Here is a 25,689-nt window from a genome sequence, read left to right as displayed (position 1 = left end):
CATGGCAAGACTGGAACTCAGGCGTTTGCAAAAGCGCTACGCAGGTGGCGCCAATGTGCTTCATGACATTGAGCTGAGTATCAATGATGGCGAGATGATCGTGGTCGTGGGCCCGTCAGGCTGCGGCAAGTCGACACTTTTGCGCATGGTGGCAGGGCTTGAATCAATCAGCAGCGGTGAGCTTTTCATCGACGGTGACTGCGTCAACGGCCAGGAGCCGGCCGAGCGTGATATTGCCATGGTATTTCAAAACTATGCGCTCTACCCCCACATGAGCGTGTTCGACAACCTGGCCTACAGTCTTAAAAACCGCGGCACGCCGAAGGATGAGATCGCGCGGCGCGTTGACGAGACATCAAGGCTTCTGGGCATTGCGTCGCTGCTGGATCGCAAACCCCGCCAGCTCTCGGGCGGACAACGCCAGCGCGTGGCGATGGGCCGAGCCGTGATTCGAGAGCCGCGCGTCTTTTTGTTTGATGAGCCACTTTCCAACCTGGATGCCAGCCTGCGCGTGCAGATGCGCCAGGAAATTCGCGCCCTGCAGCAGCGCTTGAACATCACCTCGCTGTATGTGACCCATGATCAGACCGAAGCCATGACCATGGCCGACCGGCTGGTGGTCATGAATGCCGGACGCATCGAACAGATCGGTACGCCCATGGCACTGTTTCGAAAGCCTGCCACCCGCTTTGTTGCGGGCTTCATCGGCTCACCGGCCATGAACTTTCTGACCCTTGCCATCAATGCGCTGCCCGGCTGGCTGACCAAAGTGCCGGCAGAGACCACGGAGCCACTCAAGGGCGAACTGAGTGTGGGTATCAGACCCGAGCACATCATGCTCACGTCTTCAGGTAGCGGACACATGGATGCCCGGATCGAACTGGTAGAACCGCTGGGCTCGGAGAGTCTGGTCCATGTGCGTCCAAACGGACACGAGACGCGACTGGTGGTGCGACACGCCGGTACCGAGCTGCCTACGGCAGGCCAGCTGACCGGCCTGAACCTTCAGGGACCGTTTCATCTGTTTGATCGTCATGGACAACGACTGGCCACCCGGCCCAGACTTGCCGACACTACCTGTCCCATGGAGTCCTGATGCATGCAACTACCACGCTATATTGCCCACCGTGGCCTCTCAAAACACGCCCCTGAAAATACCCTGGCCGCCATTCAGGCCGCCGCCGATGCCGGCTGTGAGTGGATCGAACTTGACGTCCAGTGTCTGGGCGATGGCACCCCGGTCATCTGGCACGACGAAAGCGTCGATCGCTGCAGCGATGGCAAAGGGGCACTTGTCGACATGACGCGCGATCAGATCCGCCCGCTGGATGTCGGCAGCTGGTTCTCTTCCGAGTTTCGTGGTGAGCGCATGGCGCTGCTTGATGAAGCGCTATCGCTGGTCAGTGCGCTGGAGCTGGGTCTGAATCTGGAGCTCAAGCTCAATCCCGGTCATGACCCGGTCGAGCTTGCCAACATCGCGGTCCACCGCGCCCGTCAGGTACTGCCGCTTGATCGGCTTCTGGTATCCAGCTTTGACATGACCGCCCTTGAAAGCGCTCGGGCGCAGGATGAAGAACTGGCGCTGGGGCTTTTATATGAAGCCGTCCCGCGGCGCTGGGCCAGCGATGCCGAGCGGCTTCGCCCGGTCAGCATCCATGCCGACTGGACGCAGCTTGATCAGGAGCGTCTTATCGAGATCCAGCGCGCGGGGCTTGCCATGCTTTGCTACACGGTCAACGACCCCGAGCGCTTTGCCTCCTGGTGGGATCATGGCGTCAACGGTGTGTTTACCGACGACCCGGGGCTTTTTGATCCGCGCTATCAGCGCCAGGCACGCGGCGATAGACGCCGCAAGCCGCGCTGAAGGTCTGAAAGCCAGTATCTGAAAAAGGCCCTGAATGAATACTGCCAGCGCGTGGCTGGCAGTATTCAGTACCCCTGGTCGAGGGGTCTGGCTCAGGTGAAAAAGAGCTGGCGCAGGGCATCACCCGGATCCGGTTCGCGCATGAAGCGCTCACCGACCAGAAAGGCGTTGACATTACCCCGACGCATGCGCGCCACATCCTCGCGGGTGGCGATCCCTGACTCGGTGACCACGCGCACCCCTTCCGGCACCTTTTCCAGCAGCTCGAATGTGGTATCCAGCCGGGTCTCGAAGGTATGCAGATCCCGGTTGTTGATGCCCACCAGCGCCAGATCCAGCTTCAGGGCACGCTCAAGCTCTTCCTGGTTGTGCACCTCCACCAGTACATCCATGCCAAGCTCGATGGCGAGCGTGTTGAGTGTCTTCATCTGGCGATCATCGAGTGCGGCCACGATCAGCAGGATCGCATCCGCGCCCATGCTGCGCGCCTCATAGACCTGGTAGGGGGCGACAATAAAATCCTTGCGCAGCACCGGCAGCTGGCAGGCACCGCGGGCGGCGATCAGAAAGCGCTCGCTGCCCTGGAAATAGTCGGCATCCGTCAGCACGGACAGACACGCCGCGCCGCCGGCTTCATAGCGCTGGGCGATGGCGACCGGATCAAAGTCGGCGCGGATGATGCCCTTTGAAGGCGAGGCCTTCTTGATCTCGGCGATGACAGCCGGGTCACCATTGGTCAGGCGCTGATTGAGTGCAGCGGCAAACCCGCGGGTGGGCGGCGCCTGCTCGGCGCGAGCGCGCAACGTGTTTTCGCTGATACTGGCCGAGCGTTCGGCGATCTCTTCATGCTTGCGGGCAATGATTTGCGTCAGAATGGTAGGCAGCGTACTCATGCGATGTTCCCTGAAAATCGACCGGGCACGATGTTGTCTCATGCCCGGTCGTTATTATGATGATTCAGTCGTCGGCCTGAGCCAGTTGCGCAGAAAACTCTGCCAGTGCGTCCAGTTTTGCAAGACCGTGGCCCTTGTTGAGCGCGTCACGTACGGTCTGCACACCTTCCTTGATGGAGCTCGCCACATCGGCCACATAAAGGGCCGCGCCAGCGTTGTAGGCCACCATGTCAGCAGCCGCGCCTTCACCGCGCAATGCTGCCTTGACCAGTACCAGACTGGCCTCACTGCTGTCGGCACGAATCGCGTCCAGCGGCTGGCGCTCAAGCCCTGCATCCTCGGGCGTCACCACATACTCGTGGATCTCGCCATGATGCAGCTCGGCCACTTGAGTGGGTGAGGCAATGGAGAACTCATCAAGACCATCCTCGGCATGCACGACCAGCACGTGCTGGCTGCCCAGACGCCTGAGTACCGTGGCCATGGGGACCAGCAGGTCAGGACTGTAGACCCCGATGACCTGGCGTGTGGCGCCGGTCGGGTTGGTCAGGGGCCCGAGGATGTTGAACATGGTGCGTACGCCGAGTGCCTTGCGTACGGCCACGGCGTGGCGCATGGCCGTATGATGATTGGGGGCAAACATGAAACCGACCCCGATCTCCTCGATGCAGCGGGCAATCTGCTCGGAGGACAGCGCCAGCGATACGCCGGCCAGCGACAGCAGATCGGCGCTGCCGGAACTGCTGGAGACACCTCGCCCGCCGTGCTTGGCCACGCGCGCACCGCAGGCCGCGGCGGCAAAGCTTGCCGCGGTCGAGACATTGAAAAGCCCCGCGCCGTCGCCCCCGGTACCCACGATATCAACCACATGATCGGCATCGACGTGCACCGGATGCATCAGCTCGCGCATGACCATGACGGCGGCCGTAATTTCATCGACGGCCTCCCCCTTCATGGCAAGGCCGACCAGAAAGCCGCCCATCTGCACCGGATCTGCCTCACCGCACATGATGGTCGACATGACCGTTCGCATCTCGTCCAGACTGAGATCCTCACGGCGTGTAACGCGCGAAATGGCTTCCTTGAGCTCCATGAGTCTCTCTCCATGCCACAGGCAGCGGGCGCCACCTGCAAGGGTTTATCCCCTCAGGGGGACAACACGTTCAATGCTCAGGCCTCGACGGCTGCCCCCTGCGGGGCGTCCAGCGGCTGGCGCTTGAGGAAGTTGGCCAGCAGTTCATGACCCTGACGCGACAGAATCGACTCCGGGTGAAAGAGCACGCCTTCCATGTCCAGCTCCCGGTGGCGAATGCCCATGACGATACCGGGCGTCACGTCATCACTCACGGTTGTGGACGTAATCTCAAAACAATCAGGCAGCGTGTCACGCTCAAGAATCAGCGAATGATACCGCGTGACCTCCAGCGGATTTTCAAGCCCTTCAAACGCTCCCCGACCGTCGTGGTCGACCATGGACGTCTTGCCGTGCATGACCATGGGCGCCCGGACCACCTTGCCGCCATAGGCCTGGCCGATGGCCTGAAAGCCCAGACAGATACCAAAGATCGGCACCCGGCCGGCAAAATGGCGAATCAGCGCCAGCGAAATGCCGGCTTCACTGGGGCTGCAGGGCCCCGGTGAAATCATCAGATGGGTGAAGTCACGCTGCTCGATCTCTTCAATGGTCAGCGTGTCGTTGCGAACCGTCTCAACCACGGCCCCCAGCTCGCCCAGATACTGCACGATGTTGAAGGTGAAGCTGTCGTAGTTATCAATCATCAATACTTTCATGGCTTTCCATCCTCACGATGACCGGACTGTCGATACATCGACACAAAAATGATCCGGCCCTTATTCGGTGTTGACCTGTTGATTCCGAAGCGGAATCCGGCGCTATTCGAGGTTGTCCAGCCCGCGTTCTGCCATGGCAACGGCGCGGAACATGGCACGACGCTTGTTGAGCGTCTCCTGCCATTCATTGTCCGGATCGGAGTCGGCAACAATCCCGCCACCGGCCTGGACGTGAAGCTCTCCATTCTTGATCACGGCCGTGCGGATGGCGATGGCCATGTCCATGTTGTCCTGCCAGGAGAGATAGCCCACGGCGCCGGAATAGATGCCACGCTTGACCGGCTCGAGCTCATCGATGACTTCAAGTGCCCGCACCTTGGGCGCGCCGGACAGTGTGCCGGCCGGAAAAGTGGCACGCAGCACATCCATTGGCCCCATCGACGGGCGGATACGCCCGGTCACGTTGGAGACGATATGCATGACATGCGAGTAGCGCTCGATGGTCATCTTATCGGTCAGTTCGACCGTGCCGGGCTCGCTGATACGCCCCACGTCGTTACGGCCCAGATCGATCAGCATGACGTGTTCGGCAATTTCCTTGGGATCGGACAGCAGTTCCTGCTCGAGCGCCTGATCCTCCTCCTCGGTAGCGCCGCGATGGCGGGTGCCGGCAATCGGGCGCAGCGTGATCTCGTCATGATCCAGGCGTGCCAGAATCTCGGGCGAAGCCCCCACGACGTGATGATCGTCGAGATTGAAAAAGAACATGTAGGGGGAAGGGTTGAGACTTCGCAGCGCGCGATACAGATCCAGCGGCGGCGCCTGGTAGGCGATCGTCATGCGCTGGGAAGGCACACACTGCATCAGATCGCCGGCCGCGACGTACTCGCGGATGCGTGCCACGGCGTCCTTGTAGCCCTGCTCGGAGAAACTGGCAAAAAAGTCTTCCTCGGCAACGGCGTCGCGTCCGGTGCCGGGACTTGCGTTGGTGATCGGAGCGTGACGAAGCTGGTGCTCAAGCGTTGCCAGCCGCTCCTGCGCCTGCTCAAGTGCACGCGCCTCACCGGGATTGGCATGGACCAGCAGCGTGAGGCGTCCGGAAAGGTTGTCAAAGACCACCAGCTCGTCGGCCACCATCAGCAGAATATCGGGAACGTCGATCGGGTCGGGCTTTTCCACGCCGCGCAGACGCGGTTCGATCAGACGAATGGTGTCATAGCCAAAATAGCCGACCAGCCCGCCATCAAAGCGCATGGCACCGGAATTCTCCGGGGCTCGAAAGCGCTTTCGAAACTGTTCGATCCATTCAAGCGGGTCATCGACTTCGGTGGCGCCCTGAAGATAGTCGTCCACATAGTGGCGCACGGTGAAACCGCTGACCTCGATCCGCTCGCGACAGGGCAGGCCGATAATCGAGTAGCGTCCCCACTTCTCGCCACCGGTGACCGACTCGAGCAAAAAGCTCCAGGGCGCATCGGCAAGCTTGAGATAGGTCGACAGCGGGGTTTCAAGGTCAGCCAGTACTTCACGGGTGACCGGGATACGGTTATAGCCTTCGGCGGCGAGTTCGGCGAAGCGCTCGGATGTCATCATGTCGCAGATTCCTGTAGAGGGAGAAACGTTAATTCATTGCAGGGGGCTGGTATCACCAGCGCCAGCGCTTGACGTTTCTCATCAGTCCGCAGGCCTTTGCACTCAGTGACATGATTGTATCTCGCAAGCTGAAAATTCCTTCACACGAAGGGAGAAAAAGGGCGAGCAGCGCGCCGTGGCGCGCTTCAACCCTAAACGAGTTCTTCAAGTGAATCAAGAAGATGGTCGGGGTTCAGCGCCGCAATGGGCTCACCATGGTTGTAGCCATAGGTGACGGCCAGGCAACGAAATCCGGCCGCTCTGGCCGCCTGCACATCACTGCGTGAATCGCCGATCATCATGGCCCGTTCGGGCGCGATATCCAGCGCCCGGGCGATATGCAAAAGAGGCGCCGGATCAGGCTTTTTCTGCGCTAGGGCATCCCCGCCCAGCGTATGGGAGAAAAAGCCCTCAAGCCCCGTGGCTTCAAGAAGCGGCGCAATGAAGCGCGAAGGCTTGTTGGTGACCAGTGCCTGAGCGATGCCCCGCTCGCGCTGGGCCTCAAGACATGCCATGACGCCCGGGTAGCAGCGGGTATTTGACACCAGATGCCTTGCATAGAACTGCATGAAAAGCGCCAGCGCCTCATCGAGCTGTGCACTGTCAGGCCCTCGCGCGCCGGCGTGCACCAGAGCACGTTCGACCAGACGCCTTGAACCATTGCCGACCCACTCGCGCACCCGATCAATGCCGGCCGGCGCAAGCGCCATGGCTCTGAGCATGTCATCGATGGCCAGCGCCAGATCCGGCGCCGAATCAAGCAGGGTGCCGTCAAGGTCATAAGTAATCAGGTCAATATTGTGAAGTGCGTCATGCATCATCAGGACATCACCACGGGTGAATTCAGGTCACAATGACCCCATGTATAACGAAGCGCGGCAGACGAACATTGCCAGGATCGAAAACGGTGCAGCGCTGTCAGAGTATCGATGCCCAATAAGGGCATGTCACGGTCCGATGTGACCGGAAGCCTTCAGGCCGTGGTCCGGACAAAGGGCCCCGCCCTGAACGTTTCCCTTTTCATTTTATTTCCATGGAGCACTCAATGGCGATCCCTCGCATTGTTGTGGTCGGCGGTGGCGCCGGCGGTTTCGAGCTGATCACGCGTCTTGGGCGCAAGCTGGGCAAGTCAGGCAAGGCCGAGATCATTCTGGTCGATCGCAACCCCACGCACATCTGGAAGCCGCTACTGCACGAAGTGGCTGTCGGTGTCATGGACTCAAGCCTTGACGAGGTGTCCTATCAGGGGCATTCGGCCAATGCCGGCTATCGTTATCAGATCGGCACGCTGTGTGGCCTCGACCGTGAACACCGCCAGATTCGTCTGGCAGCCATTCACGATGACAAGGAACGTATCGTGCTGCCCGAGCGGCGACTGGATTATGACTACCTGGTGCTTTCGGTCGGCAGCGTGTCCAATGATTTCGGCACGCCGGGCGTGGCCGATCACTGCTACTTCCTGGACAGCGTCAGCCAGGCAGAGGCCTTTCGCAAGCAGATGCTCAATACCTTTCTGCGCTGCAGCAACCGCGAGGAACCGGACAAATCCGGCATGTCAGTGGCCATCGTGGGTGGTGGCGCCACAGGGGTGGAGCTTTCGGCAGAGCTTTTGAATGCCACGCAGATGCTCCATGGCTACGGCTTTAGCCGCATCAGCCGCCAGCAGCTCAAGATCCACCTGCTGGAAGCCGCGCCGCGTGTACTGCCCGCCCTGCCCGAGCGTATCAGCCGCTCGGTGCATCGCGAGCTTGAACGTCTCGGCGTGGAAATCCACACCGACACCCGCGTCACTCAGGCCGATGAGCAGGGCTTCGAGATTGCCGATGGATCACGTATTGATGCCGACCTGACGGTCTGGGCGGCCGGCGTTCGTGCGCCTTCCGTGCTGTCGGAGCTGGGGCTTTCCACCCAGCGCAATCATCAGATCATCGTCAAACAGAACATGCAGAGCGTGGATGACGAGCGCATATTCGCCCTCGGTGACTGCGCGGCCTGCCCGCAGCCGGGTGACAAGATGGTCCCACCGCGGGCGCAGGCCGCCCACCAGCAGGCCAGCACGCTTTACAAGAACCTGCGTGCCGCCATGGCCGGGCGCGAGCTGGCTGACTTCCACTACAAGGATATGGGATCACTGATCTCGCTGGCGCACTTTGACGCCGTGGGTAATCTGATGCGTGGTGCTTCTGCCCGTGGCGTGCTGGTCGAGGGCTGGCTGGCCAAGATCTTCTACGCCTCGCTGTATCGCATGCATCAGGCCGCCATCCATGGCTATACGCGCACCGGCGTTCGCATGCTGGTTGATCGCATCAATACGATCATTCGTCCCCGCCTCAAACTGCACTGACCCTCCTTTTCTGCCTCAGGGCCGCTTTTTACAGCGGCCCTTTTTATTGCCTGTTTTTACAGCAGTCCTTTTTGCCACCATCCTTTTGATGCGCCGATCAAAGGCACAGCAAGCCGCCTGCCAGCCACCACCTTCCCGGCGACCCCGTCTTCGCGCGACTCCACTACACTAAAAGGGGATGTGAGTATTTCCCCTACAGTGGTTTCCGGGGCCAGGCCCGCCGGGACCGTTTCCACACCAGGTGATGCAAGGAGCCTTTCATGGGCCCGGTAATGATCTGCACTTCTGCCTTTGGCGCCGATCTGGTCAAACGCCTTGGTCAGGCGGGTGTCCTTCAACACATCAGAGATGCTGGCGCACAGGGCGTCGAAATCCGTGAAGAGCTCCTGAGTGAGCACGACCTGCCGCTGAGTCAATTGCGGGTGGCCATCGAGCAGGCATCGCTGATTTGTGTCTACTCTGCCGCCACGCCGCTTTTTGATACTCAAAGCAGACTCAATGCCGCGGACACAGCCCAGGCGCTGACGCGCGCCAGTGAACTGGGGGCACAGTGGATCAAGTTCGGCCTTGGCCAGCTATGTGCTGAATGCATTGATGACGGCGCCGCCGCGCTCAAGTCTCGGCTGGCCGATAGTGCGATGCCGATTCTGATCGAAAACGATCAGACCTCCTGCGGTGGCGACCCGCTGATTCATGCGGCCCTGCATCGGGCGCTCGCGTCTTCCCTGTTCGGGACGACGCTGGATCTGGGCAACGGCTACTGGACGGATCATGACCTTTCCCAGGCCGCCAGCCGCCTGGGAGCAAAGGTACGTTATGTCCACTGCAAGGCCGTCGCGCATACCAATGGTGCCCCTCGGGCCTGCCCGCCGGATGAGACCACGCGCGCACACTGGGCCGCACTCTGGCATCATTTTCCGGCGTCCGTGCCTCGTGCGATCGAGTTTCCGCTTGATCATGACGACCCAAACGCTACTGCGCGCCATGTTGAACTTCTGCGCTCGCTTGCCTGAACTTGCGCGTGGCATCTTTAAACGGCACTACACCCCCGTACAGGAGAAATCATGTCCACGAAGAAAACGGTCATTGTCTATCAGCGCGCCCTGAAGCCTGACCTGCGAGAGAAGCTCGAGCGTGACTGCCACGTACTGGATTTTTCGCAGACGCAGAACCTGACCGAGGATGGCGAATTCAAAAAGGCGCTTTCTCAGGCACACGGCCTGATCGGCTCCAGCGTCAATCTCACTCCCGAACTGCTCGATCAGGCGCCGAATCTTGAAGTGGTCTCGAGCATTTCGGTCGGCGTGGACAACTACGACATCGACTATCTCAGCAAGCGTGGCATCGTACTATGCCATACGCCGGATGTGCTGACCGAGACCACCGCCGACACGGCTTTTCTGCTGATCTTGGCCAGCGCCCGACGCGCCGTGGAACTGGCGGAAATGGTGAAAAGGGGCGAATGGACCGGTGGGATTGCCGAGCCTCAGTTCGGGGTCGATGTACAGGGCAAGAAGCTCGGTATTGTCGGCATGGGTCGCATCGGTGCTGCCATTGCCCGGCGCGGGAAGTTCGGCTTCAACATGTCGGTGAGCTATCACAACCGCTCACGCCATGAGGATTTCGAACGCGAGCTGGATGCTGACTGGAAGGAGCTTGATGATCTGCTGCGTGACTCGGATTTTGTCTGCGTAACCGTACCGCTTTCCGATGCCACCCGTCAGATGTTTGGTCAGCGTGAGTTCGAACTGATGGGCAAGGACACCATCTTCGTCAATATTGCCCGCGGTGGTGTGGTGGATGAGCCGGCCATGATCGAGGCGCTGCAAAAGGGCACGATTCGCGCGGCAGGCCTGGATGTATTTACCACCGAGCCCCTGCCCAATGAGTCCCCGCTGGCGCACATGGACAATGTGGTCGCCCTGCCCCACATTGGCTCGGCCACCCATGAAACGCGCTATGCCATGGCAGAGCTTGCAGTGGATAATGCCCTGGCGGTACTCGAGGGAGACAAGCCGAAAGCCCCCTATAACTGGGACGCGCTTGATCGCTAAACGTCACGCGAGCTGTTATCAGCCATTACCGTGGCAGCGATAGCAACAGCCATAAAAAATCGCCGGCCATAAGGCCGGCGATTTTTTTCATCTCTTCATGCGAAGGATGCTGCTGTCATCCGTATCAGGCCGACATCAAAGGTCCCGGATTTTTCAGGTAATCCTCGCGGATCTTTTTGGCACACCAGTAGGTCAGTGCCCCGATCAGATCCGTCGGGTTGGCCTGGAAGTTCTGCGGGAAGGCGCTGCCGCTGGGCACAAACACGTTATGCACATCCCAGCTTTGCAGGTAGCGGTTGACCGCCGAGGTCGACGGGTCCGTACCCATGACCGCGCCGCCCACGTTGTGGGTCGAGACGTAGCTGGTGACCTTGAAGTGACTGCCTTCGAGCTGAAAGCTCTCATCCCGGTAGTCGGGCTTGAGAATGTCGGCAATCTCCCTGAGGCGGTCACGCATGAACATGGAAAGCTTCTGCTCGTTTTCCTTCCAGTCAAACGTCATGCGCAGCAGCGGCATGCCGTAGGGGTCCTTCCAGGTCGGATCGAGATCCAGCATGTTGGTGCGATAGGACATGACGCTGCCGGTCATCGACAGTTTCATGTGATGACCATAGTGCTTTTGCAGCGCCTCCTTGTACCCTACGCCCCACTTCGGCGTATTTTTGGGCAGCGGCATGCTGATCGGCGTACCGGTCGCCTGCGAGGAGTGCATCTTGGCGCCGCCAATGAAGCCGTGTTTGGCACTGTCAAAGTTGCCCGGCGAGAAGTCATTGAACATGCGCCCGGTAGCACCGGCCGTGGCAAACGGATTGAACTCGATGTCATCAAAATACATGCTGATGCCACCGCCGACCTGATAGGCGTAGTTACGCCCTACCACACCGGTACGAGAGATCGGGTCATAGGGCTTGCCGATCTTCGAGTTCAGCATCAAGCGCACGTTGTTGAGTGAGTAGGACGCCAGCACCACGATATCGGCCGGCTGGAATACCTCGTTGCCGTCACCATCGACATAGGTCACGCCAGTGGCTGTCTTGCCATCGGGAGCCAGTTCAACACGCGTCACGTTGGCATGGGTGCGATATTCAAAATTGCTGCGCCGCTTCAGGGCATCCAGAATGCAGGTCTGGGGCGACGCCTTGGAGTAGTTCAGGCAGCCATACTTCGAGCAGAAGCCGCAGTAGTTACACGGGCCCAGCTGCATGCCATACGGGTTGGTCCATGCCCGTGACACGTTGGCCGACGGGTTGGGAAACGGGTGATATCCCAGCTGACGAGCCGCCTTGTCGAACATGACAGTGTTCTGGGTATCCTGCAGTGCCGGCAGCGGATAGGGTTCGCTGCGCGGCCCCTCAAACGGATCGCCCCCTTCCTGAATCTCGCCGTTGAGATTGCCCGTGGTGCCGGACTGACCGCATACCTTCTCGAAAAAGGTGAAGTGCGGCTCCAGCTCGTCCCAGCTGACCCCGAAGTCCTGAATCTGCATGTCTTCCTGCAGCACGCCGGGCTCAAAGTTTTCATCAGCGAAGCTCTTGAGCGCCAGATCCGTCGGTGTCGGGCGGATCAACACGCCCGTCCAGTGCGCACCGGCACCGCCGACGCCATCACCAGGCAAGAACGCGCCCAGCTTACGCTGCGGCAGGGCCCGCTCATCAAGACCACGACGAATCGTGACCGCCGACTGCTTCGGCTTTTGCATCATCTTGTGACGATAGCCGTAGGCCAGCTCATCGGCCGGTTTGGGATAGGCAAAATCTTCATGCGTGCGGTCAGCGCCCCTTTCGAGCGCCAGAACGTTGAGACCGGCATCGGTCAGCTCCATCCCCATGATGGAACCACTCCAGCCCAAACCCACGATCACCGCATCGACAGGCGCTTTTTGAATCGCCATGTGTACTCCTGAAACCTTGAAACAGGAGATGGCCGCCCCGGGCGTATCACGCCCGCCGGACCATCTCCGTCATATTAAAATGATTTACTGATTGTGCTCGGGGCGGGTGCCGTTGCCATCGCCGCTGCGCTTTTTGAACTCTTCGCCGTCAATCACCGACGCGGGAGCCGTGCTGAAGCTACGCTCGTGGAGCTCATCACGTACCCTTGAGACTTCATCGGCCGTGACTTTACCCCCCTGGTTGCTCCAGCCCTGGCGTACAAAGGTCGCCAGATCAGCGACTTCTTCATCCGACAGACGCCAGGCAAAACCGGGCATGACCAGCTTCGACGGCATTTTCTCGGTCGAGGGCATTTCGGCGCCGGCCAGAATGGTATGAATAAGGCCGGTGGGATTGTCGGCATTGGCCAGCGAGTTGCCATCCAGCGCCGGGAACACGCGCGGCGCGCCCATGCCATCATTGAAGTGGCAGGCACTGCAGTTATCGAGATAGAGACGCTCGGCCGAACTCAGATCCTTTGCGGCATCCAGATGGGCCCGGGTATTGTCTTCTTCGCCCGTTTGCGCCACGTCAGCGTTGCTGCTCTCATTGGCCGGCAGGCTCTTGAGATAGACCGCAATGGCACGCAGATCCTCTTCACTCATGTGCGAGGTGCTGTTTTCAATGACGTCGGTCATTTCGCCGGACACCACGTTGCGCTCGTTACGACCGGTGGCCAGATATTCGACGATATCGTCTTCACTCCAGGTCACCATCCCGTGCGGACCATCACCCTTGCCACGCAGTGAGGGCGCCAGCCAGTCGTTGAGATCGGCACCGGAGAGGTAGTCATCACCGCTGTCATCAAGCGCCTTTTCCTGCTGGAAAATGCCGCGCGGAGTATGACAGCTGCCACAGTGCCCCAGCCCTTCGACCAGGTAAGCGCCACGGTTGATCTGTTCGCTGCGATCCGCCTTCGGCTCAAATACCTCGCCACCGGCAAACAGCCAGTTCCAGGCGGAAATGCCCCAGCGCTGATTGAAGGGGAAGGAAAGGCTCGTCTCTTCAGGCTGGTGCTGAACCGGCTCAACCCCTTTCATGAAGTAGACGTAAAGGGCGTGGATATCCTCATCGGATACCCTGGCGTAAGAGGGATAAGGCATGGCCGGATAGAGGTTGGCACCATCGGCGCGCTTGCCGTCGCGCAGCGCCGCGGCAAATTCCTCTTCGCTCCAGTCGCCAATACCGGTCTTTTTATCCGGCGTGATATTGGTGGAGTAGATCGTGCCGAATGGGCTTTCGATACCCAGCCCGCCTGCAAAGTCTTCACCATCGGGCGCGGTATGACAGGCTACGCAATCGCCTGCCCGGGCCAGATACGCGCCTCGCTCAATGGTCTCATCGTTATCGGCTGCGCTGCTGGTGGTGGCCATCATCAGCGTCCCGATGCCCGCCAGCACTGCCATCATTTCTTTTCTATTCACTTGCCTGTTCCTGTAGCGAATCAATACTGCAGCGACTCTGGGATTTAGCCGCGCTCACCGCTGAGACTGACGGGGCCAAGCGGATATTCAACGTCATGCTGATCCACCCAGTCACGGAAGCTGCCACGCGCACCGGGGAAGCCCACCATCTTCCAGGGTCCCATGTGACGGTTGCCGCCATAGATGGGATCGGCGAAATAACCTTCGTGCGTGTTCTGCAAAAGCCCGGAGAAGAAATCAGCGGCGGGCAGCCACTCTTCATCCATCGCTGCAAAATCGATATTGCCCTTTTCCAGATCGCTCAGTACCTGATCACGCGTTTGGGCATCAAGGGCGTCAAAGGATGCCCCGTGCGTCTGCTGGCACCAGCGCTGCGTCAGCGCGATACCGCGCTGATAGACTTCCCGGGGCGTATAGGGATACTGAAATCCCAGATCCGGAGAGCCGGCAACAAAGGGCCCTTCCATGTACCAGTCGGTGGCGTGACCGTAATCACCATCCAGCTGACGATCGATGAAGACAGGAACGTGGGCCTCAAGTGCGCCCGGTCCATTGCCTTGTGAAGGGATCAGGCGGTCACAGGCGGCCAGTATGAAGGCCCACTCGTCGTCGTTGAAAAACAGGGGGGAATAGTCGCTCAGCGCCGGCGCCTGTTCGGCGGCCTGGGCAGTCAGCGTTACGCCGCTGCCAAGGGTAATGGCGGGAATCATCGTCAGCGAACCACGAATGAAATCGCGGCGCTGTCTGTTCTGTATCCGGGAAGACATGTCAGGTTCCTACAGGGATTCTTGTCGCAATGGCGGCCTTGAGTATCAGACCCTTGTTTAAATTTGTTTACGGGTCATGTCTGGCTCACGGCTGAATGCGGTGATGTGTCGCAGCGCGCGCCACATTATCATTAATACGACAATAGTTTAAGTTTCGTTTCAATGACGATGTCGGTGAGCAGGGAACGGGGTCAGCTATCCGTTTGCCGCAAATACCCGGGGCAATGCCCTGTCGGGCTGTTACTCAATGGGGAGCCGGCCCTTTTCAATAATGGCCAGGCGCTGATGGCGGGAGAGTTTCTTGATACGGCGCTCAAGGCTGAGCGCACGGCCCTGGTCACCTACCTGACAGGAAAAACGCAGCTGCAGTGGCCCCTTGCCCCGCAGGGCTCTGGCACAGCGGGTGCCACCGCGCTGATGCTCGTTGAAACGGCGTGCCACATCGGTGGTCACGCCGGTATAAAGATGCCCCAGCCGGTTTTCAATGATGTACAGCGACCAGACTGGCGCCTCCACGTCGTCCGGCCCCTCCTGATCAGCGAGACAGGCCATCCAGTGGTTCCCTGAAGGCGCGCAGGATCGAGTCATAGTGATTCGGATCACTATCACTGCGCCTGGCAAAGATGGAAGAACCGGAGACGAAGGTATCGGCGCCGGCTTCGGCAATTTCGCCGATGTTGTCCGCATTGATACCGCCATCCACCTGCAGGCGAATGGGTTTGCCGGTGGCATTGATCATCGCGCGGGCCAGACGCAGCTTGTCCATCATGGCGGGAATGAAGGACTGCCCACCAAAACCTGGATTGACCGTCATCACCAGCAGCATCGACAGCTTGTCGAGCACGTGATCCAGCGTGGACAGCGGGGTGGCCGGATTAAGCGCCAGGCCTGCTGTCGCCCCGCCATCAATGATCAGCTGCAGCGAGCGGTCGATATGCAGACTGGCCTCGGGATGAAAGGTAATGTGATTGGCCCCGGCATCCAGAAAGGCACGAATCAGATCGTCTACCGGCGACACCATCAGGTGAACATCGATCTCCGCGGTCACGCCGTAATTGCGCAGCGCATGACACACGCCGGGCCCGAAGCTCAGGTTGGGCACATAGTGATTGTCCATGACATCGAAGTGGATCATGTCGGCGCCGCTGGCCAGCACATCGTCTACTTCCTGCCCCAGACGGGCGAAATCCGCCGATAGAATGGAAGGCGCAATCCTGAAGGGTTGTTGCACTGTAAACACCTCGTCAAACAAATTCGATATCCATCAGCGTACACCCCGATCACGTGGGGTAACAGAGTCGTGCCGAGTGATCGTTGAAGTCGTGGCACAAAAAAGGGCCGCATCATGGCGGCCCCGGATCAGGACGCTAAAAAATCAGTTTTCACACTCATAGCGTTTGACGGCGTCCAGCGCCTCTTCCTCGGTTTCATATTCACTGAGCAGGGTATCCTTATCAGGATTGACGCCGCGAACTTCATATACGGTTGTACCGCCGCCCTTGTCGACCTTCTTTACGCAGGCTGTGCGGGGGGTAGGCGTTTGATCAGGCATGGCAATAACCTCTGAGTGAACGTGCAGGAATCACTATAGTGCATGCCCGCCGCTAAGCGAGCCCTCTGCTGATTTACCGTCACTGACTGACTTTCGGAGACGACGCAGATCCTTTATTTCGCCATACTCATTCATCAGCACTAATGTAAAACCATAAACAATATAAAAGGGAATTCAAATGTCTGCACGCAAACCACCCATGCTGGCCGGGCTGCTGTGCCTGCTTTTGATGCTGACCTCACTGAGCGCCGCTGCTCAGGCGCCCATCATTGAAGGTGAGCGCTTCCATCCCGAGCCCGGACAGCGCGCCATGGTCGTTACCAGCCATACGCTGGCAAGCCGCGTGGGTCGCGACATTCTGCGTGAGGGTGGCAACGCCGTGGATGCTGCTGTCGCCATCGGCTTTGCACTCGCCGTGGTACAGCCACGCTCGGGCAATATTGGCGGCGGCGGTTTCATGGTGATCTCCGATGAGAAAAGCGGTGATGTGACGTCGATCGACTATCGGGAGACCGCCCCCGCCGGCGCCTTTGAAACCATGTTTCAGGATGACGAGGGCAATGTGATCGAAAAGGCCTCGCGCTTTTCGGCCAACGCCTCGGGGGTGCCCGGAACAGTCGCCGGCATGGCGATGGCGCTTGAGCGCTACGGTTCCATGCCGCTTGAACAGGTCATGGCACCGGCCATTCGTCTGGCCCATGACGGCTTTGCCATCCCGCAGCGCTTTGCCGACGGCCTCAACGACAGCCGCGAACAGCTGGAAAAAAACGACGGCACACGTCGATTGTTCTACAAGGCCGACGGCAGCGACTGGCGCGCAGGAGAGGTCTTCAAACAGCCCGAACTGGCAGCCACGCTGACCCGTATTGCCCAAAACGGGCCGCGCGAGTTTTACGAGGGTGAAACCGCTGACCACCTGATCGATACCATCCGGGCCTTTGATGGCATCATGACCCGGGAAGATTTGAAGAATTATCGGGCCGTTGAGCGCGCGCCGGTTCACGGTACCTATCGGGGTTACGACGTCTATGCGATGGCCCCGCCCTCTTCCGGCGGCGTGCATATCGTGCAGATTCTGAACATGCTGGAAAACGATGACCTGACCCGCATGGGCTTTGGCTCTGCCGCCACCATGCATCTAATGAGCGAGGCGATGCGTCGCGCCTACGCGGATCGCTCAAAGTACCTGGGTGATCCAGACTTCCTTGATGTACCGGTCGAGGCACTGACCTCAAAGGCGTATGCCCGCGAGCTTCGCGCGCAGATTTCAGCCGGTCGGGCGACACCGTCAGAGGCCATTGGCCCGGGAAACATCACCCCTTATGAGTCCAACGAGACCACCCACTATTCGGTGGCCGACGATTCGGGGCTGGCCGTCTCCAATACCTATACGCTCAATTTCAGTTATGGCTCCGGCATTGCCGTGGACAAGGCAGGCTTTCTGCTCAACAACGAAATGGATGACTTTTCGGCCAAGCCCGGCGTTCCCAATGCCTTTGGCCTGATCGGTGGCCAGGCCAATGCGGTAGGGCCCGGCAAGCGTATGCTCTCCTCCATGACACCCACCATCGTCAAGCGTGATGGTAAAAACCTTCTGGTCACCGGCAGCCCCGGCGGCTCACGTATTATCACCACCACCCTTGGTGTGATCAGCAACGTGATCGATCACGGCATGAACATCCAGTCGGCCGTCAGCGCGCCGCGTTTTCACGATCAGTGGCTGCCCGATGAGCTTCGCATCGAGGATGGCTTCAGTCCGGACACCCTGCGCCTGCTGGAAGGCATGGGCCACCACGTGGTTCAGCAATCGGCCATGGGCGCCAGCCAGTCGATACTGATCAACGAGGACGGCTTTCAGGGCGGCGCCGACCCGCGCCGGGAAACCTCCTCGGCAATGGGCCTCTGACTCGCTCGGCAGGAGAGGCATGGCCTCTCCTGCCGGCGTAATCCTGGCTCAGGTTTAAAGAACAAAATGGCATAACCAGCCTGATTGTCATTCCCACGAGTTTTGTTTAGCCTCTGCTCATTGCCAGACTCACTGGCTACAGATAAAAAATCCTGCCGATCAGATGCCGGGGAACACGATATGTTTTTACGCACGACCCTTTTGCGCCGTGTGGTGGCGACAGCTGCGCTAAGCATGGCACTGGGCAGCACACAGGCCTTCAGCGCCGATCGCGAGCTGCTCAACGCCTCCTACGATATCGCGCGCGAACTCTTTGCCGAGCTCAATCCGCAGTTCGTTGAGCACTGGCAGGAGGAACATGGGGAATCCGTTGAGGTCAAGCAGACCCACGCCGGCTCTTCGACCCAGGCACGCGCGATCCTGCAGGGACTGCGCGCAGATGTTGTCACCTTCAATCAGGTGACCGACGTCGACGTACTGGCACAGAAGGGGCAATTGATTCCCGACGACTGGCAGTCTCGCCTGCCCAATTACAGCTCGCCCTACTATTCGACCATGGCCTTTCTGGTCAGAAAGGACAATCCGAAGGATATCCACACCTGGGCGGATCTGGCCGGCGATGACGTGGCGCTGGTATTCCCCAACCCCAAGACCTCCGGCAACGGACGCTATACCTATCTGGCAGCCTGGGCCGCCAGCAATCACGACAACGGCAATGATGATGCCGCCACGCGTGATTACATGAAAAGGATGCTGGCCAATGTCGAAGTCTTCGACACCGGCGGTCGCGGTGCCACGACCACCTTTGCCGAGCGCGGCATCGGCGATGTGCTGATCACGTTTGAATCGGAAGCCAACAACATCCGCAACCAGTACGGCCCGGACGACTATGAGGTCGTCGTGCCGCCGGTGGATATCATGGCCGAGTTCCCGGTGACCTGGGTGGACAAAAACACTGCGCGCAACGGTACCGAGGATCTGGCGAAGGGCTATCTGGAGTACCTCTATTCGCCTGAAGCACAGCGCACGCTGGCGCAGTACTACTACCGCGTCAACGATGACGAGATCAGCAAGGAGTTTGCCGAGCGCTTCCCGCAGACCACGCTACTGCGTGTCGAAGACGCACTGGGGAGCTGGGAAGATGTGATGCAGACACATTTTGCCAACGGTGGTGAACTCGACCAGTTGCAGCGCCGTTAATGAGCACGCGTTCTGCCAGAGTACTGCCAGGGTTTTCGCTGTCACTTGGCGTGACCCTGCTGTTCGTCTCTCTGATCCTGCTGTTGCCGATGACCAGTCTCATCGGCCAGCTCTCTACGCTGTCATGGTCACAGTACTGGGCAGCCATTACCGACCCTCGCCTGATCGCAAGCTATAAGGTGACGCTGCTGGCAGCGCTGGCAGCCTCGCTTTTCAACGCGCTGTTCGGGCTTTTGATGGCCTGGGTGCTGGCACGCTACACGTTTCCCGGCAAGCGTATTCTCGATGCGCTGATGGATCTGCCCTTTGCCCTGCCCACGGCGGTGGCTGGCATTACGCTGGCCACGCTTTATTCACGCAATGGTGCGGTTGGCAGCCTGCTGGACCCGCTGGGGATCGAGGTGGCCTATACCTGGCTGGGCATTGCGCTGGCCATGGCCTTTACCAGCGTGCCCTTTGTCGTGCGCACCGTACAGCCGGTCCTTGAAGACCTGCCAGCGCAGGCCGATGAAGCAGCGCTCACGCTGGGGGCCAGCAATCTGTACGCCTTTCGACGGGTCATCCTGCCGCATATCTGGCCGGCCGTGGTCACCGGTACCGGGCTTTCCTTCGCCCGCTCGCTGGGCGAATTTGGCGCCGTCATATTCATTGCCGGCAACATGCCCTACCGCACCGAAGTGGTCTCCCTGATGATGGCCACACGTCTGGAAGAGTATGACTACGCAGGCGCCGCGGCCATTGCGTCGCTGGTGATGCTGGTGTCGCTATTGCTGCTGCTGGCCATCAATCTCTGGCAGGGACGTTTCTATCGCCGTCTGCATGGTGGGAGGCACTGACATGAAGCGCATTGGCGACGGTACCGGCACACGTCTGGGGCTGATCACGCTGGCCGTAATACTGACAACGCTGTTTCTGGTCATCCCGCTGGCCGGCATTTTCTATCAGGCCTTTGCCGAAGGTCTTGCGCCATTCTGGCAGAACCTGACCAGCAACTTCACTCGGGAAGCGATCGGCCTGACGCTGCTGATTGCACTGATGACCGTGCCGGTCAATCTGATATTTGGCATCTTTCTGGCCTGGCTGGTGACCCGCTTCACCTTCCCTGGTCGGCGCATTCTGCAGACATTGATCGATATACCCTTTGCGGTCTCGCCGGTAGTGGCCGGTCTGCTCTACCTGCTGCTGTATGGCCGCACCGGATGGCTGGGCAGCATCCTCTCCGAGCAGGACGTGCAGCTGATGTTTGCCTGGCCGGGCATGGTGCTGGTCACCATTTTCGTCACCTGTCCGTTTGTGGCGCGCGAGCTGATCCCGCTCATGCAGGCCCAGGGCAGTGCCGAGGAAGAGGCCGGTGTGACACTGGGCGCCAGCGGCTGGATGCTTTTTCGACGCATTACCCTGCCCAATATCCGCTGGGCGCTGGTCTACGGCGTGATTCTGACCAACGCCCGAGCCATCGGCGAGTTTGGCGCCGTCTCGGTCGTTTCGGGCAGCATTCGTGGCGAGACCATCAATCTGCCGCTGCAGGTGGAGCTTTTGTATCAGGATTACAACACGGTGGGCGCCTTCACCAGCGCGGCATTGCTGGCAGCTCTTGCCATCGTGACGCTGATGATCAAGGCCCTGCTTGAGTGGCATACCCATCGTCGGGAGAAAACAGCATGAGTATCAGCGTGACCGGTGTCTCCAGACGCTTTGGCAACACGACCGCCCTGCATCCGCTGTCGTTGGAGATTGCCAAGGGAGAGATGGTGGGGCTGCTGGGACCATCAGGCTCTGGCAAGACCACGCTTTTGCGCATCATTGCAGGTCTTGAGACACCCAACAGTGGCTCGATCCATTTTGGCGACCGCGACGTGACCCACGTGCACGTTCGAAAGCGCCGGGTCGGATTCGTCTTTCAGCACTACGCGCTTTTTCGGCACATGAGCGTATTTGAGAATGTGGCCTTTGGATTGCGCGCAAGGCCTTCCAGCGAACGCCTGTCCAACGCCGAGATTCATGACCGGGTGCATCATCTGCTTGAGCGTGTACGTCTTGAAGCACTGGCCAAACGTCTGCCGGCGCAGCTTTCCGGTGGACAGCAGCAGCGCGTGGCGCTGGCGCGCGCCCTGGCGGTCGAGCCCGAGGTGCTGCTGCTGGATGAACCCTTCGGGGCGCTGGATGCCAAGGTACGACTGGAACTGCGGCGCTGGCTCAGGCATCTGCACGAGGAATTCAACTTTACCAGCGTGTTTGTGACGCACGATCAGGAGGAGGCCCTTGAGCTTTCCGATCGGGTGGTGGTCATGAGCAACGGCCGCATCGAGCAGATCGACACGCCGCAGACGCTGTATCGCGCACCCGCCAACCGCTTTGTATTCTCGTTTCTGGGCGAAACCAACCGCTTTGCCGGTGAGTATCGTGAAGGTCGACTGCATCGGGATCAGGCATGGATACAGCTGGACAAGGCAGGCGCTCCGACCAGTGAGGTACTGTTACGCCCGCATGAGCTGATACTGACCACCGCACCGGATGCGCGGGCGCATTTGCCGGTGACCGTTGATGCGGTCTCGCCGGTAGGCAGCGATGTACGTATCGAACTGACTGCCGACTGGATGGATACACCCTGGCTTGCCAGCATCACCCATCACGACTTTGATCGACTCAGGCCCGAGCGCGGAGGCGCCTTCTTTGTCATTCCCGCCCGCTGGCACCAGTTCGCACCGGAAAACGCCTGAGCACTTTTGTTGCACGAAAGATCAACTCACCGGTCAGTCCATGCAAGGCCAACGCGCTTGTCGGCCTTGCATGCGTGGTCATGATCGATCGTTCGGGTAGATCAACATGACAGCGGGGTCTTGCGCCGCAGTCGCCAGGCAATATCGGTCATGCCGCGATCATCCGGCTGCTCGCCCAGCCTCTCCAGCACGAAGTTGGGGGCAAAAAGGCGCTGTATCTCCTCATCGGTGACCACATAGGGCGGCCCCTGATCACGGCGTTCATCACGCACCACCGAAATCAGGAGCCCTTCCACGCCAGGGCGACACAGCTCGGCCAGCCTGAGCGCATAGCGCTGACGAGCGGTCTCGGGTAGTGCAATCAGCGCAGCCCGGTCATAAAAGGCATCGATGGCTTCTCCCTGGTCTGCTTCCAGATGAAAGAAGTTGCCCACGTCGAGCGTTACCTCGGCACGTTTGGTCTGCGCCGGGCTCACGAATCGTTCAAACCCGGGTCGAGGGTCAGCCTGCGGCCGGGCCTCACCCTGTGCCTCAAACCAGCCCTGGACGGCCGCCTCTACCAGCTCGACGCCCAGTACGGGATGGCCGCGCTGAGCCAGCCAGTGAATATCGCCACTTTTCCCGCACAGCGGGAGCAGCACGCGAGCGTGGGATGCTATACCCAAAAGTGGCCAGTAACGTGCCAGCATGGGCTGGACGCTGTCGCTGTGAAAGCCGATGCGCCCTTCCCGCCAGCGGTCAAACCACTGCTCGCTACCCTGATCGGAAGAAGCCATGATCAGAACCAGCGATCACGCTTCTTGCGACGTCTTGGCAGATGCGGCACCAGCAATCCCAGCACCAGCCCGGCACCTGCCACGCTGCCACCGTAGACGAAGTAGCGCATCAAAAGATCTTCACGCTCGGTGTCGAGCCTTGCCTGGTACTCGCGCATTTTGGACTGCGCCTGAGTGAGCTGGGCATTGAGGTCATCATTGCTGGTCTGAAGTTCATTGACACGGGCCTGACTGCTTTCCAGCGATGTCTTCATGTCGGCCACCCGGCTGTTCCACTCATCATCAATGCCTTCAAGCCGCTGCGTCAGGGACTGCACGCGCTCCTGCATTTCAGGCACCTGTTCCTGCACGCTCTGCTCTGCCTGCAGGTCATCGCTGGGAATCCAGACACTGTCACCGCTTTCGGTACGAATACGGCTGTATTTGCCCTGGGTTTCAAGCTGTGTCACCCGCTGACCGGCATCCACCGTGCCCACGATACGATAACTGTCGGTGGGGCCACTTCGGACATAGGTCGACAGCGAATCGCTGACCCAGCGGGCTTCGTCAGCGTAAGCGGTGCTGACCCCGACACCCAGTAAAATACCGACGCAAAGTTTTCCAATTGTTTTCATGGGAAGTCATTGTTCGTTAAAAATTGATCGTCACATCATGGTGGCTGCGCCGGACGTACCCATTACCTGATCCCGATGAAATCGCTCATCCACAGTTTCTGTGGATAACCTACGGGACAACCTGATCACATGACGCATAAAGCGCCCGGCAGACAGGCCATGACACCATTTTGCTCAAAAAATGTTCAGCCAGAGACCCTACTCTTCGCGCGGCGGCCAGTGCATGGCGCCCGGAAAGGCAGTGACATTGCCTTCTGCCTTGACCGCTCTTGGAGCCCCTTCGTGCTCCACTTCGTCGATGCGGACAATGGCATTCATCGGCAGATAGCTGCGCGAGACGCCTTCAAAGGTACGACGCAGCTTTTCAGCACCGGGGTCGACCACCATTCTGGCGTCATCGCCAAACACCACGCCCTCGATCTCGATAAAGCCCCACAGCTCGCTCTGGAAGATATCGCGCGCGTAAAGCTCCCAGAGCTCGCCCTGCTGCAGAAAACTGATTCTATAAAGTGGCCTTGCCGCCATGTACGCTGAACCCTCATTCTATTGCGCCAGACCAAAGAAAGATCGCCGCGCCGCCGTCATGGGCCGCGACAAGCGCGGGAGTCTATCATAGGCTTTTGCACCGATGGCGCCCGTCATGACCGCGCTCACGCGTTGATACACAAAGACTATTTTTCACTACACAAGCGCATGCTGGCCTGTACCTGCGCCCTTGCGTATAATTTCGCCATCTCATGTCGCAGTGCGACACTTCACGGCACTCCTCTCGATGGTAGGGCGAAAGCACGGCAGGTTTTGTGCTGTCATCGCTGGATCATCGTCTGACACCCACTTTTTTATATGTACCCAAGGCCCATGACGAAGAAACTCTTCATCAAGACCCACGGCTGCCAGATGAACGAGTATGACTCGGCTCGCATGGCCGACCTGCTGGGCGAGTCCCATCAGATGGAACTGACGGACAACGAGCACGAGGCGGATGTCATCCTGCTCAATACCTGCTCGATTCGCGAGAAGGCGCAGGAAAAGGTGTTTCATCAGCTTGGCCGCTGGAAAAAGCTCAAGGCGGCCAACCCGAATCTGGTGATTGGCGTCGGTGGCTGCGTGGCGAGCCAGGAAGGCGACAACATTCAAAAGCGCGCCCCCCATGTTGACATGGTTTTTGGCCCGCAGACCCTGCATCGCCTGCCGGACATGATGGATAACCGCAACGAAAGCGGAAATCTGATTTCGGTGGTGGATGTCACCTTCCCCGAAATCGAGAAGTTCGACCGTCTGCCGGCGCCCAACTCCGATGGTGCCTCGTCGTTTGTGTCGATCATGGAAGGCTGCTCGAAGTATTGCAGCTTCTGCGTGGTGCCCTACACTCGTGGCGAGGAGATCTCACGCCCGTTCGAGGACGTGCTTGATGAAGTCGTCCACCTGGCCGAACAGGGTGTGCGCGAAATCAATCTGCTGGGCCAGAACGTCAATGCCTATCGCGGCATGGATGACAGCGGCGAAGAGATCGATCTGGCCGAAATGATTGCGGCCGTGGCCGCTGTGGATGGCATCGACCGTATCCGCTTTACCACGTCACACCCGGTGGAGTTTACCGACAGCCTGATCGAGGCCTTCGGCGAGATTCCCGAGCTGGTCAGCCATCTGCACCTGCCGGTGCAGTCGGGTTCCGATGCCATTCTCAAGGCGATGAAACGCGGTCACGGTCGCGAAGAGTATATTGCCAAGATGGAGCGCATTCGTGAAAAGCGCCCGGACATCAGTTTTTCCTCTGACTTCATTATCGGCTTTCCGGGTGAGACCGAGCAGGACTTTCTGGACACGATGGATCTGATCGAGCGCATCGGTTTTGATCATTCCTTCTCGTTTGTCTATTCCAAACGCCCCGGCACACCGGCTTCTGATCTGCCCGACGATACCCCGGAACTGGTCAAGAAACAGCGCCTGAAGATTCTTCAGGATCGCATCACCCAGAATGCGATCGGTATCTCGCGGCGCATGGTGGGTACGACCCAGCGCATTCTGGTCTCGGGCTTTTCACCCAGGGACCCGGGTGAGCTTTCCGGCCGCACCGAAAATAACCGCGTGGTCAACTTCCGCGCCGCCAATCCGATCGATCTGATTGGATACTTCGTCGATGTTGAAATCGTCGAAGCCTTCCCCAACTCTCTGCGTGGTGAGCTTGTCTCTTCACAGAAATACTGATGGGCAGATGCGC

The 25,689-nt window shown here is 59.4% G+C and carries 25 protein-coding genes; 11 read left to right on the top strand and 14 right to left on the bottom strand.

What is annotated here, in order from left to right:
• The first annotated feature begins 1 nt into the window (after position 1).
• Both IE123_RS13800 and IE123_RS13795 read left to right on the top strand, forming a co-directional pair.
• Complete coding sequence (locus IE123_RS13800; protein ID WP_189519263.1) at positions 2 to 1,096, top strand: ABC transporter ATP-binding protein; 1,095 nt, start codon at positions 2 to 4, stop codon at positions 1,094 to 1,096.
• 3 nt (positions 1,097 to 1,099) lie between these two features.
• Positions 1,100 to 1,864 carry a glycerophosphodiester phosphodiesterase family protein gene (locus IE123_RS13795; protein ID WP_189519262.1) on the top strand — a complete coding sequence of 255 codons (765 nt, stop codon included), beginning with the start codon at positions 1,100 to 1,102 and terminating at the stop codon, positions 1,862 to 1,864.
• Positions 1,865 to 1,956: 92 nt separating this feature from the next.
• Here IE123_RS13795 and trpC read toward each other — a convergent pair whose 3' ends face one another.
• The 5 genes from trpC to IE123_RS13770 form a co-directional block, all read right to left on the bottom strand.
• Positions 1,957 to 2,757, bottom strand: coding sequence for an indole-3-glycerol phosphate synthase TrpC (trpC, locus tag IE123_RS13790; RefSeq protein WP_189519260.1), 801 nt, complete (start codon positions 2,755 to 2,757; stop codon positions 1,957 to 1,959).
• A gap of 64 nt (positions 2,758 to 2,821) precedes the next feature.
• On the bottom strand, positions 2,822 to 3,850 hold the full coding sequence (gene trpD / locus IE123_RS13785; RefSeq protein ID WP_189519258.1) for an anthranilate phosphoribosyltransferase: 1,029 nt from the start codon (positions 3,848 to 3,850) through the stop codon (positions 2,822 to 2,824).
• Between the two features lie 77 nt (positions 3,851 to 3,927).
• On the bottom strand, positions 3,928 to 4,548 hold the full coding sequence (locus IE123_RS13780) for an anthranilate synthase component II (protein WP_189519257.1): 621 nt from the start codon (positions 4,546 to 4,548) through the stop codon (positions 3,928 to 3,930).
• 102 nt (positions 4,549 to 4,650) lie between these two features.
• Positions 4,651 to 6,138, bottom strand: a complete 1,488-nt coding sequence (trpE, locus tag IE123_RS13775; protein ID WP_189519802.1) for an anthranilate synthase component I — start codon at positions 6,136 to 6,138, stop codon at positions 4,651 to 4,653.
• A 194-nt stretch (positions 6,139 to 6,332) separates the two neighbouring features.
• Positions 6,333 to 7,001, bottom strand: a complete 669-nt coding sequence (locus tag IE123_RS13770; RefSeq protein WP_308430229.1) for a phosphoglycolate phosphatase — start codon at positions 6,999 to 7,001, stop codon at positions 6,333 to 6,335.
• Positions 7,002 to 7,225: 224 nt separating this feature from the next.
• On the opposite strand from IE123_RS13770, the gene IE123_RS13765 reads away from it, so the two are divergent.
• The 3 genes from IE123_RS13765 to IE123_RS13755 all read left to right on the top strand — a co-directional run bounded on the left by IE123_RS13765 (position 7,226) and on the right by IE123_RS13755 (position 10,578).
• Positions 7,226 to 8,524, top strand: a complete 1,299-nt coding sequence (locus IE123_RS13765; protein WP_189519255.1) for an NAD(P)/FAD-dependent oxidoreductase — start codon at positions 7,226 to 7,228, stop codon at positions 8,522 to 8,524.
• A 260-nt stretch (positions 8,525 to 8,784) separates the two neighbouring features.
• Positions 8,785 to 9,537 (top strand): sugar phosphate isomerase/epimerase family protein, encoded by a 753-nt coding sequence (locus IE123_RS13760; RefSeq protein WP_189519253.1) that lies wholly within the window; start codon positions 8,785 to 8,787, stop codon positions 9,535 to 9,537.
• 51 nt (positions 9,538 to 9,588) lie between these two features.
• A complete protein-coding gene (locus IE123_RS13755; RefSeq protein WP_189519251.1) occupies positions 9,589 to 10,578 on the top strand; it encodes a 2-hydroxyacid dehydrogenase in 990 nt (329 codons plus the stop codon).
• Between the two features lie 124 nt (positions 10,579 to 10,702).
• On the opposite strand, the gene IE123_RS13750 is transcribed toward IE123_RS13755, so the two are convergent.
• The 6 genes from IE123_RS13750 to IE123_RS13725 form a co-directional block, all read right to left on the bottom strand.
• On the bottom strand, positions 10,703 to 12,469 hold the full coding sequence (locus tag IE123_RS13750; protein WP_189519249.1) for a GMC family oxidoreductase: 1,767 nt from the start codon (positions 12,467 to 12,469) through the stop codon (positions 10,703 to 10,705).
• Between the two features lie 84 nt (positions 12,470 to 12,553).
• Positions 12,554 to 13,933 carry a c-type cytochrome gene (locus IE123_RS13745; protein ID WP_229819777.1) on the bottom strand — a complete coding sequence of 460 codons (1,380 nt, stop codon included), beginning with the start codon at positions 13,931 to 13,933 and terminating at the stop codon, positions 12,554 to 12,556.
• Positions 13,934 to 13,977: 44 nt separating this feature from the next.
• Positions 13,978 to 14,700 carry a gluconate 2-dehydrogenase subunit 3 family protein gene (locus tag IE123_RS13740; RefSeq protein WP_189519247.1) on the bottom strand — a complete coding sequence of 241 codons (723 nt, stop codon included), beginning with the start codon at positions 14,698 to 14,700 and terminating at the stop codon, positions 13,978 to 13,980.
• A 240-nt stretch (positions 14,701 to 14,940) separates the two neighbouring features.
• Positions 14,941 to 15,252, bottom strand: a complete 312-nt coding sequence (locus tag IE123_RS13735; RefSeq protein WP_189519245.1) for a GIY-YIG nuclease family protein — start codon at positions 15,250 to 15,252, stop codon at positions 14,941 to 14,943.
• Positions 15,236 to 15,931, bottom strand: coding sequence for a ribulose-phosphate 3-epimerase (gene rpe, locus IE123_RS13730; protein ID WP_189519243.1), 696 nt, complete (start codon positions 15,929 to 15,931; stop codon positions 15,236 to 15,238). The genes IE123_RS13735 and rpe overlap by 17 nt, the downstream gene beginning before the upstream one ends.
• Positions 15,932 to 16,075: 144 nt before the next feature.
• On the bottom strand, positions 16,076 to 16,252 hold the full coding sequence (locus IE123_RS13725; protein ID WP_115853517.1) for a hypothetical protein: 177 nt from the start codon (positions 16,250 to 16,252) through the stop codon (positions 16,076 to 16,078).
• Between the two features lie 178 nt (positions 16,253 to 16,430).
• On the opposite strand from IE123_RS13725, the gene ggt reads away from it, so the two are divergent.
• From ggt to IE123_RS13700, 5 genes are all read left to right on the top strand, one after another.
• On the top strand, positions 16,431 to 18,158 hold the full coding sequence (gene ggt / locus IE123_RS13720) for a gamma-glutamyltransferase (protein ID WP_189519241.1): 1,728 nt from the start codon (positions 16,431 to 16,433) through the stop codon (positions 18,156 to 18,158).
• A 180-nt stretch (positions 18,159 to 18,338) separates the two neighbouring features.
• Positions 18,339 to 19,358, top strand: coding sequence for a thiosulfate ABC transporter substrate-binding protein CysP (gene cysP, locus IE123_RS13715; RefSeq protein WP_189519239.1), 1,020 nt, complete (start codon positions 18,339 to 18,341; stop codon positions 19,356 to 19,358).
• Complete coding sequence (cysT, locus tag IE123_RS13710; protein ID WP_189519237.1) at positions 19,358 to 20,194, top strand: sulfate ABC transporter permease subunit CysT; 837 nt, start codon at positions 19,358 to 19,360, stop codon at positions 20,192 to 20,194. The genes cysP and cysT overlap by 1 nt, the downstream gene beginning before the upstream one ends.
• 1 nt (position 20,195) lies before the next feature.
• Complete coding sequence (gene cysW / locus IE123_RS13705) at positions 20,196 to 21,023, top strand: sulfate ABC transporter permease subunit CysW (RefSeq protein WP_189519235.1); 828 nt, start codon at positions 20,196 to 20,198, stop codon at positions 21,021 to 21,023.
• Positions 21,020 to 22,078, top strand: coding sequence for a sulfate/molybdate ABC transporter ATP-binding protein (locus IE123_RS13700; protein ID WP_189519233.1), 1,059 nt, complete (start codon positions 21,020 to 21,022; stop codon positions 22,076 to 22,078). Before cysW ends, IE123_RS13700 begins: the two co-directional genes overlap by 4 nt.
• A 101-nt stretch (positions 22,079 to 22,179) precedes the next feature.
• Here the strand turns inward: IE123_RS13700 and IE123_RS13695 are convergent, their stop codons facing one another.
• The 3 genes from IE123_RS13695 to IE123_RS13685 form a co-directional block, all read right to left on the bottom strand.
• The gene (locus IE123_RS13695) at positions 22,180 to 22,854 is read right to left on the bottom strand and encodes a class I SAM-dependent methyltransferase (protein WP_189519232.1); all 675 of its coding nucleotides are present in this window, start codon (positions 22,852 to 22,854) and stop codon (positions 22,180 to 22,182) included.
• Between the two features lie 2 nt (positions 22,855 to 22,856).
• Positions 22,857 to 23,468: a TIGR04211 family SH3 domain-containing protein gene (locus IE123_RS13690; RefSeq protein WP_189519230.1), complete on the bottom strand. Its 612-nt coding sequence runs from the start codon at positions 23,466 to 23,468 to the stop codon at positions 22,857 to 22,859.
• Between the two features lie 198 nt (positions 23,469 to 23,666).
• Positions 23,667 to 23,993, bottom strand: a complete 327-nt coding sequence (locus IE123_RS13685; protein WP_189519228.1) for a DUF1820 family protein — start codon at positions 23,991 to 23,993, stop codon at positions 23,667 to 23,669.
• Positions 23,994 to 24,326: 333 nt separating this feature from the next.
• Here IE123_RS13685 and miaB point away from each other — a divergent pair, with 333 nt between their 5' ends.
• Positions 24,327 to 25,676: a tRNA (N6-isopentenyl adenosine(37)-C2)-methylthiotransferase MiaB gene (gene miaB, locus IE123_RS13680; RefSeq protein ID WP_189519226.1), complete on the top strand. Its 1,350-nt coding sequence runs from the start codon at positions 24,327 to 24,329 to the stop codon at positions 25,674 to 25,676.
• Positions 25,677 to 25,689: the final 13 nt, after the last annotated feature.

The sequence above is a fragment of the Kushneria pakistanensis genome, assembly GCF_014652795.1.
Lineage (GTDB): Bacteria > Pseudomonadota > Gammaproteobacteria > Pseudomonadales > Halomonadaceae > Kushneria > Kushneria pakistanensis.
The sequence above is the reverse complement of the archived record's forward strand: the minus strand, read 5'-3'. Positions and strand labels throughout refer to the sequence as shown.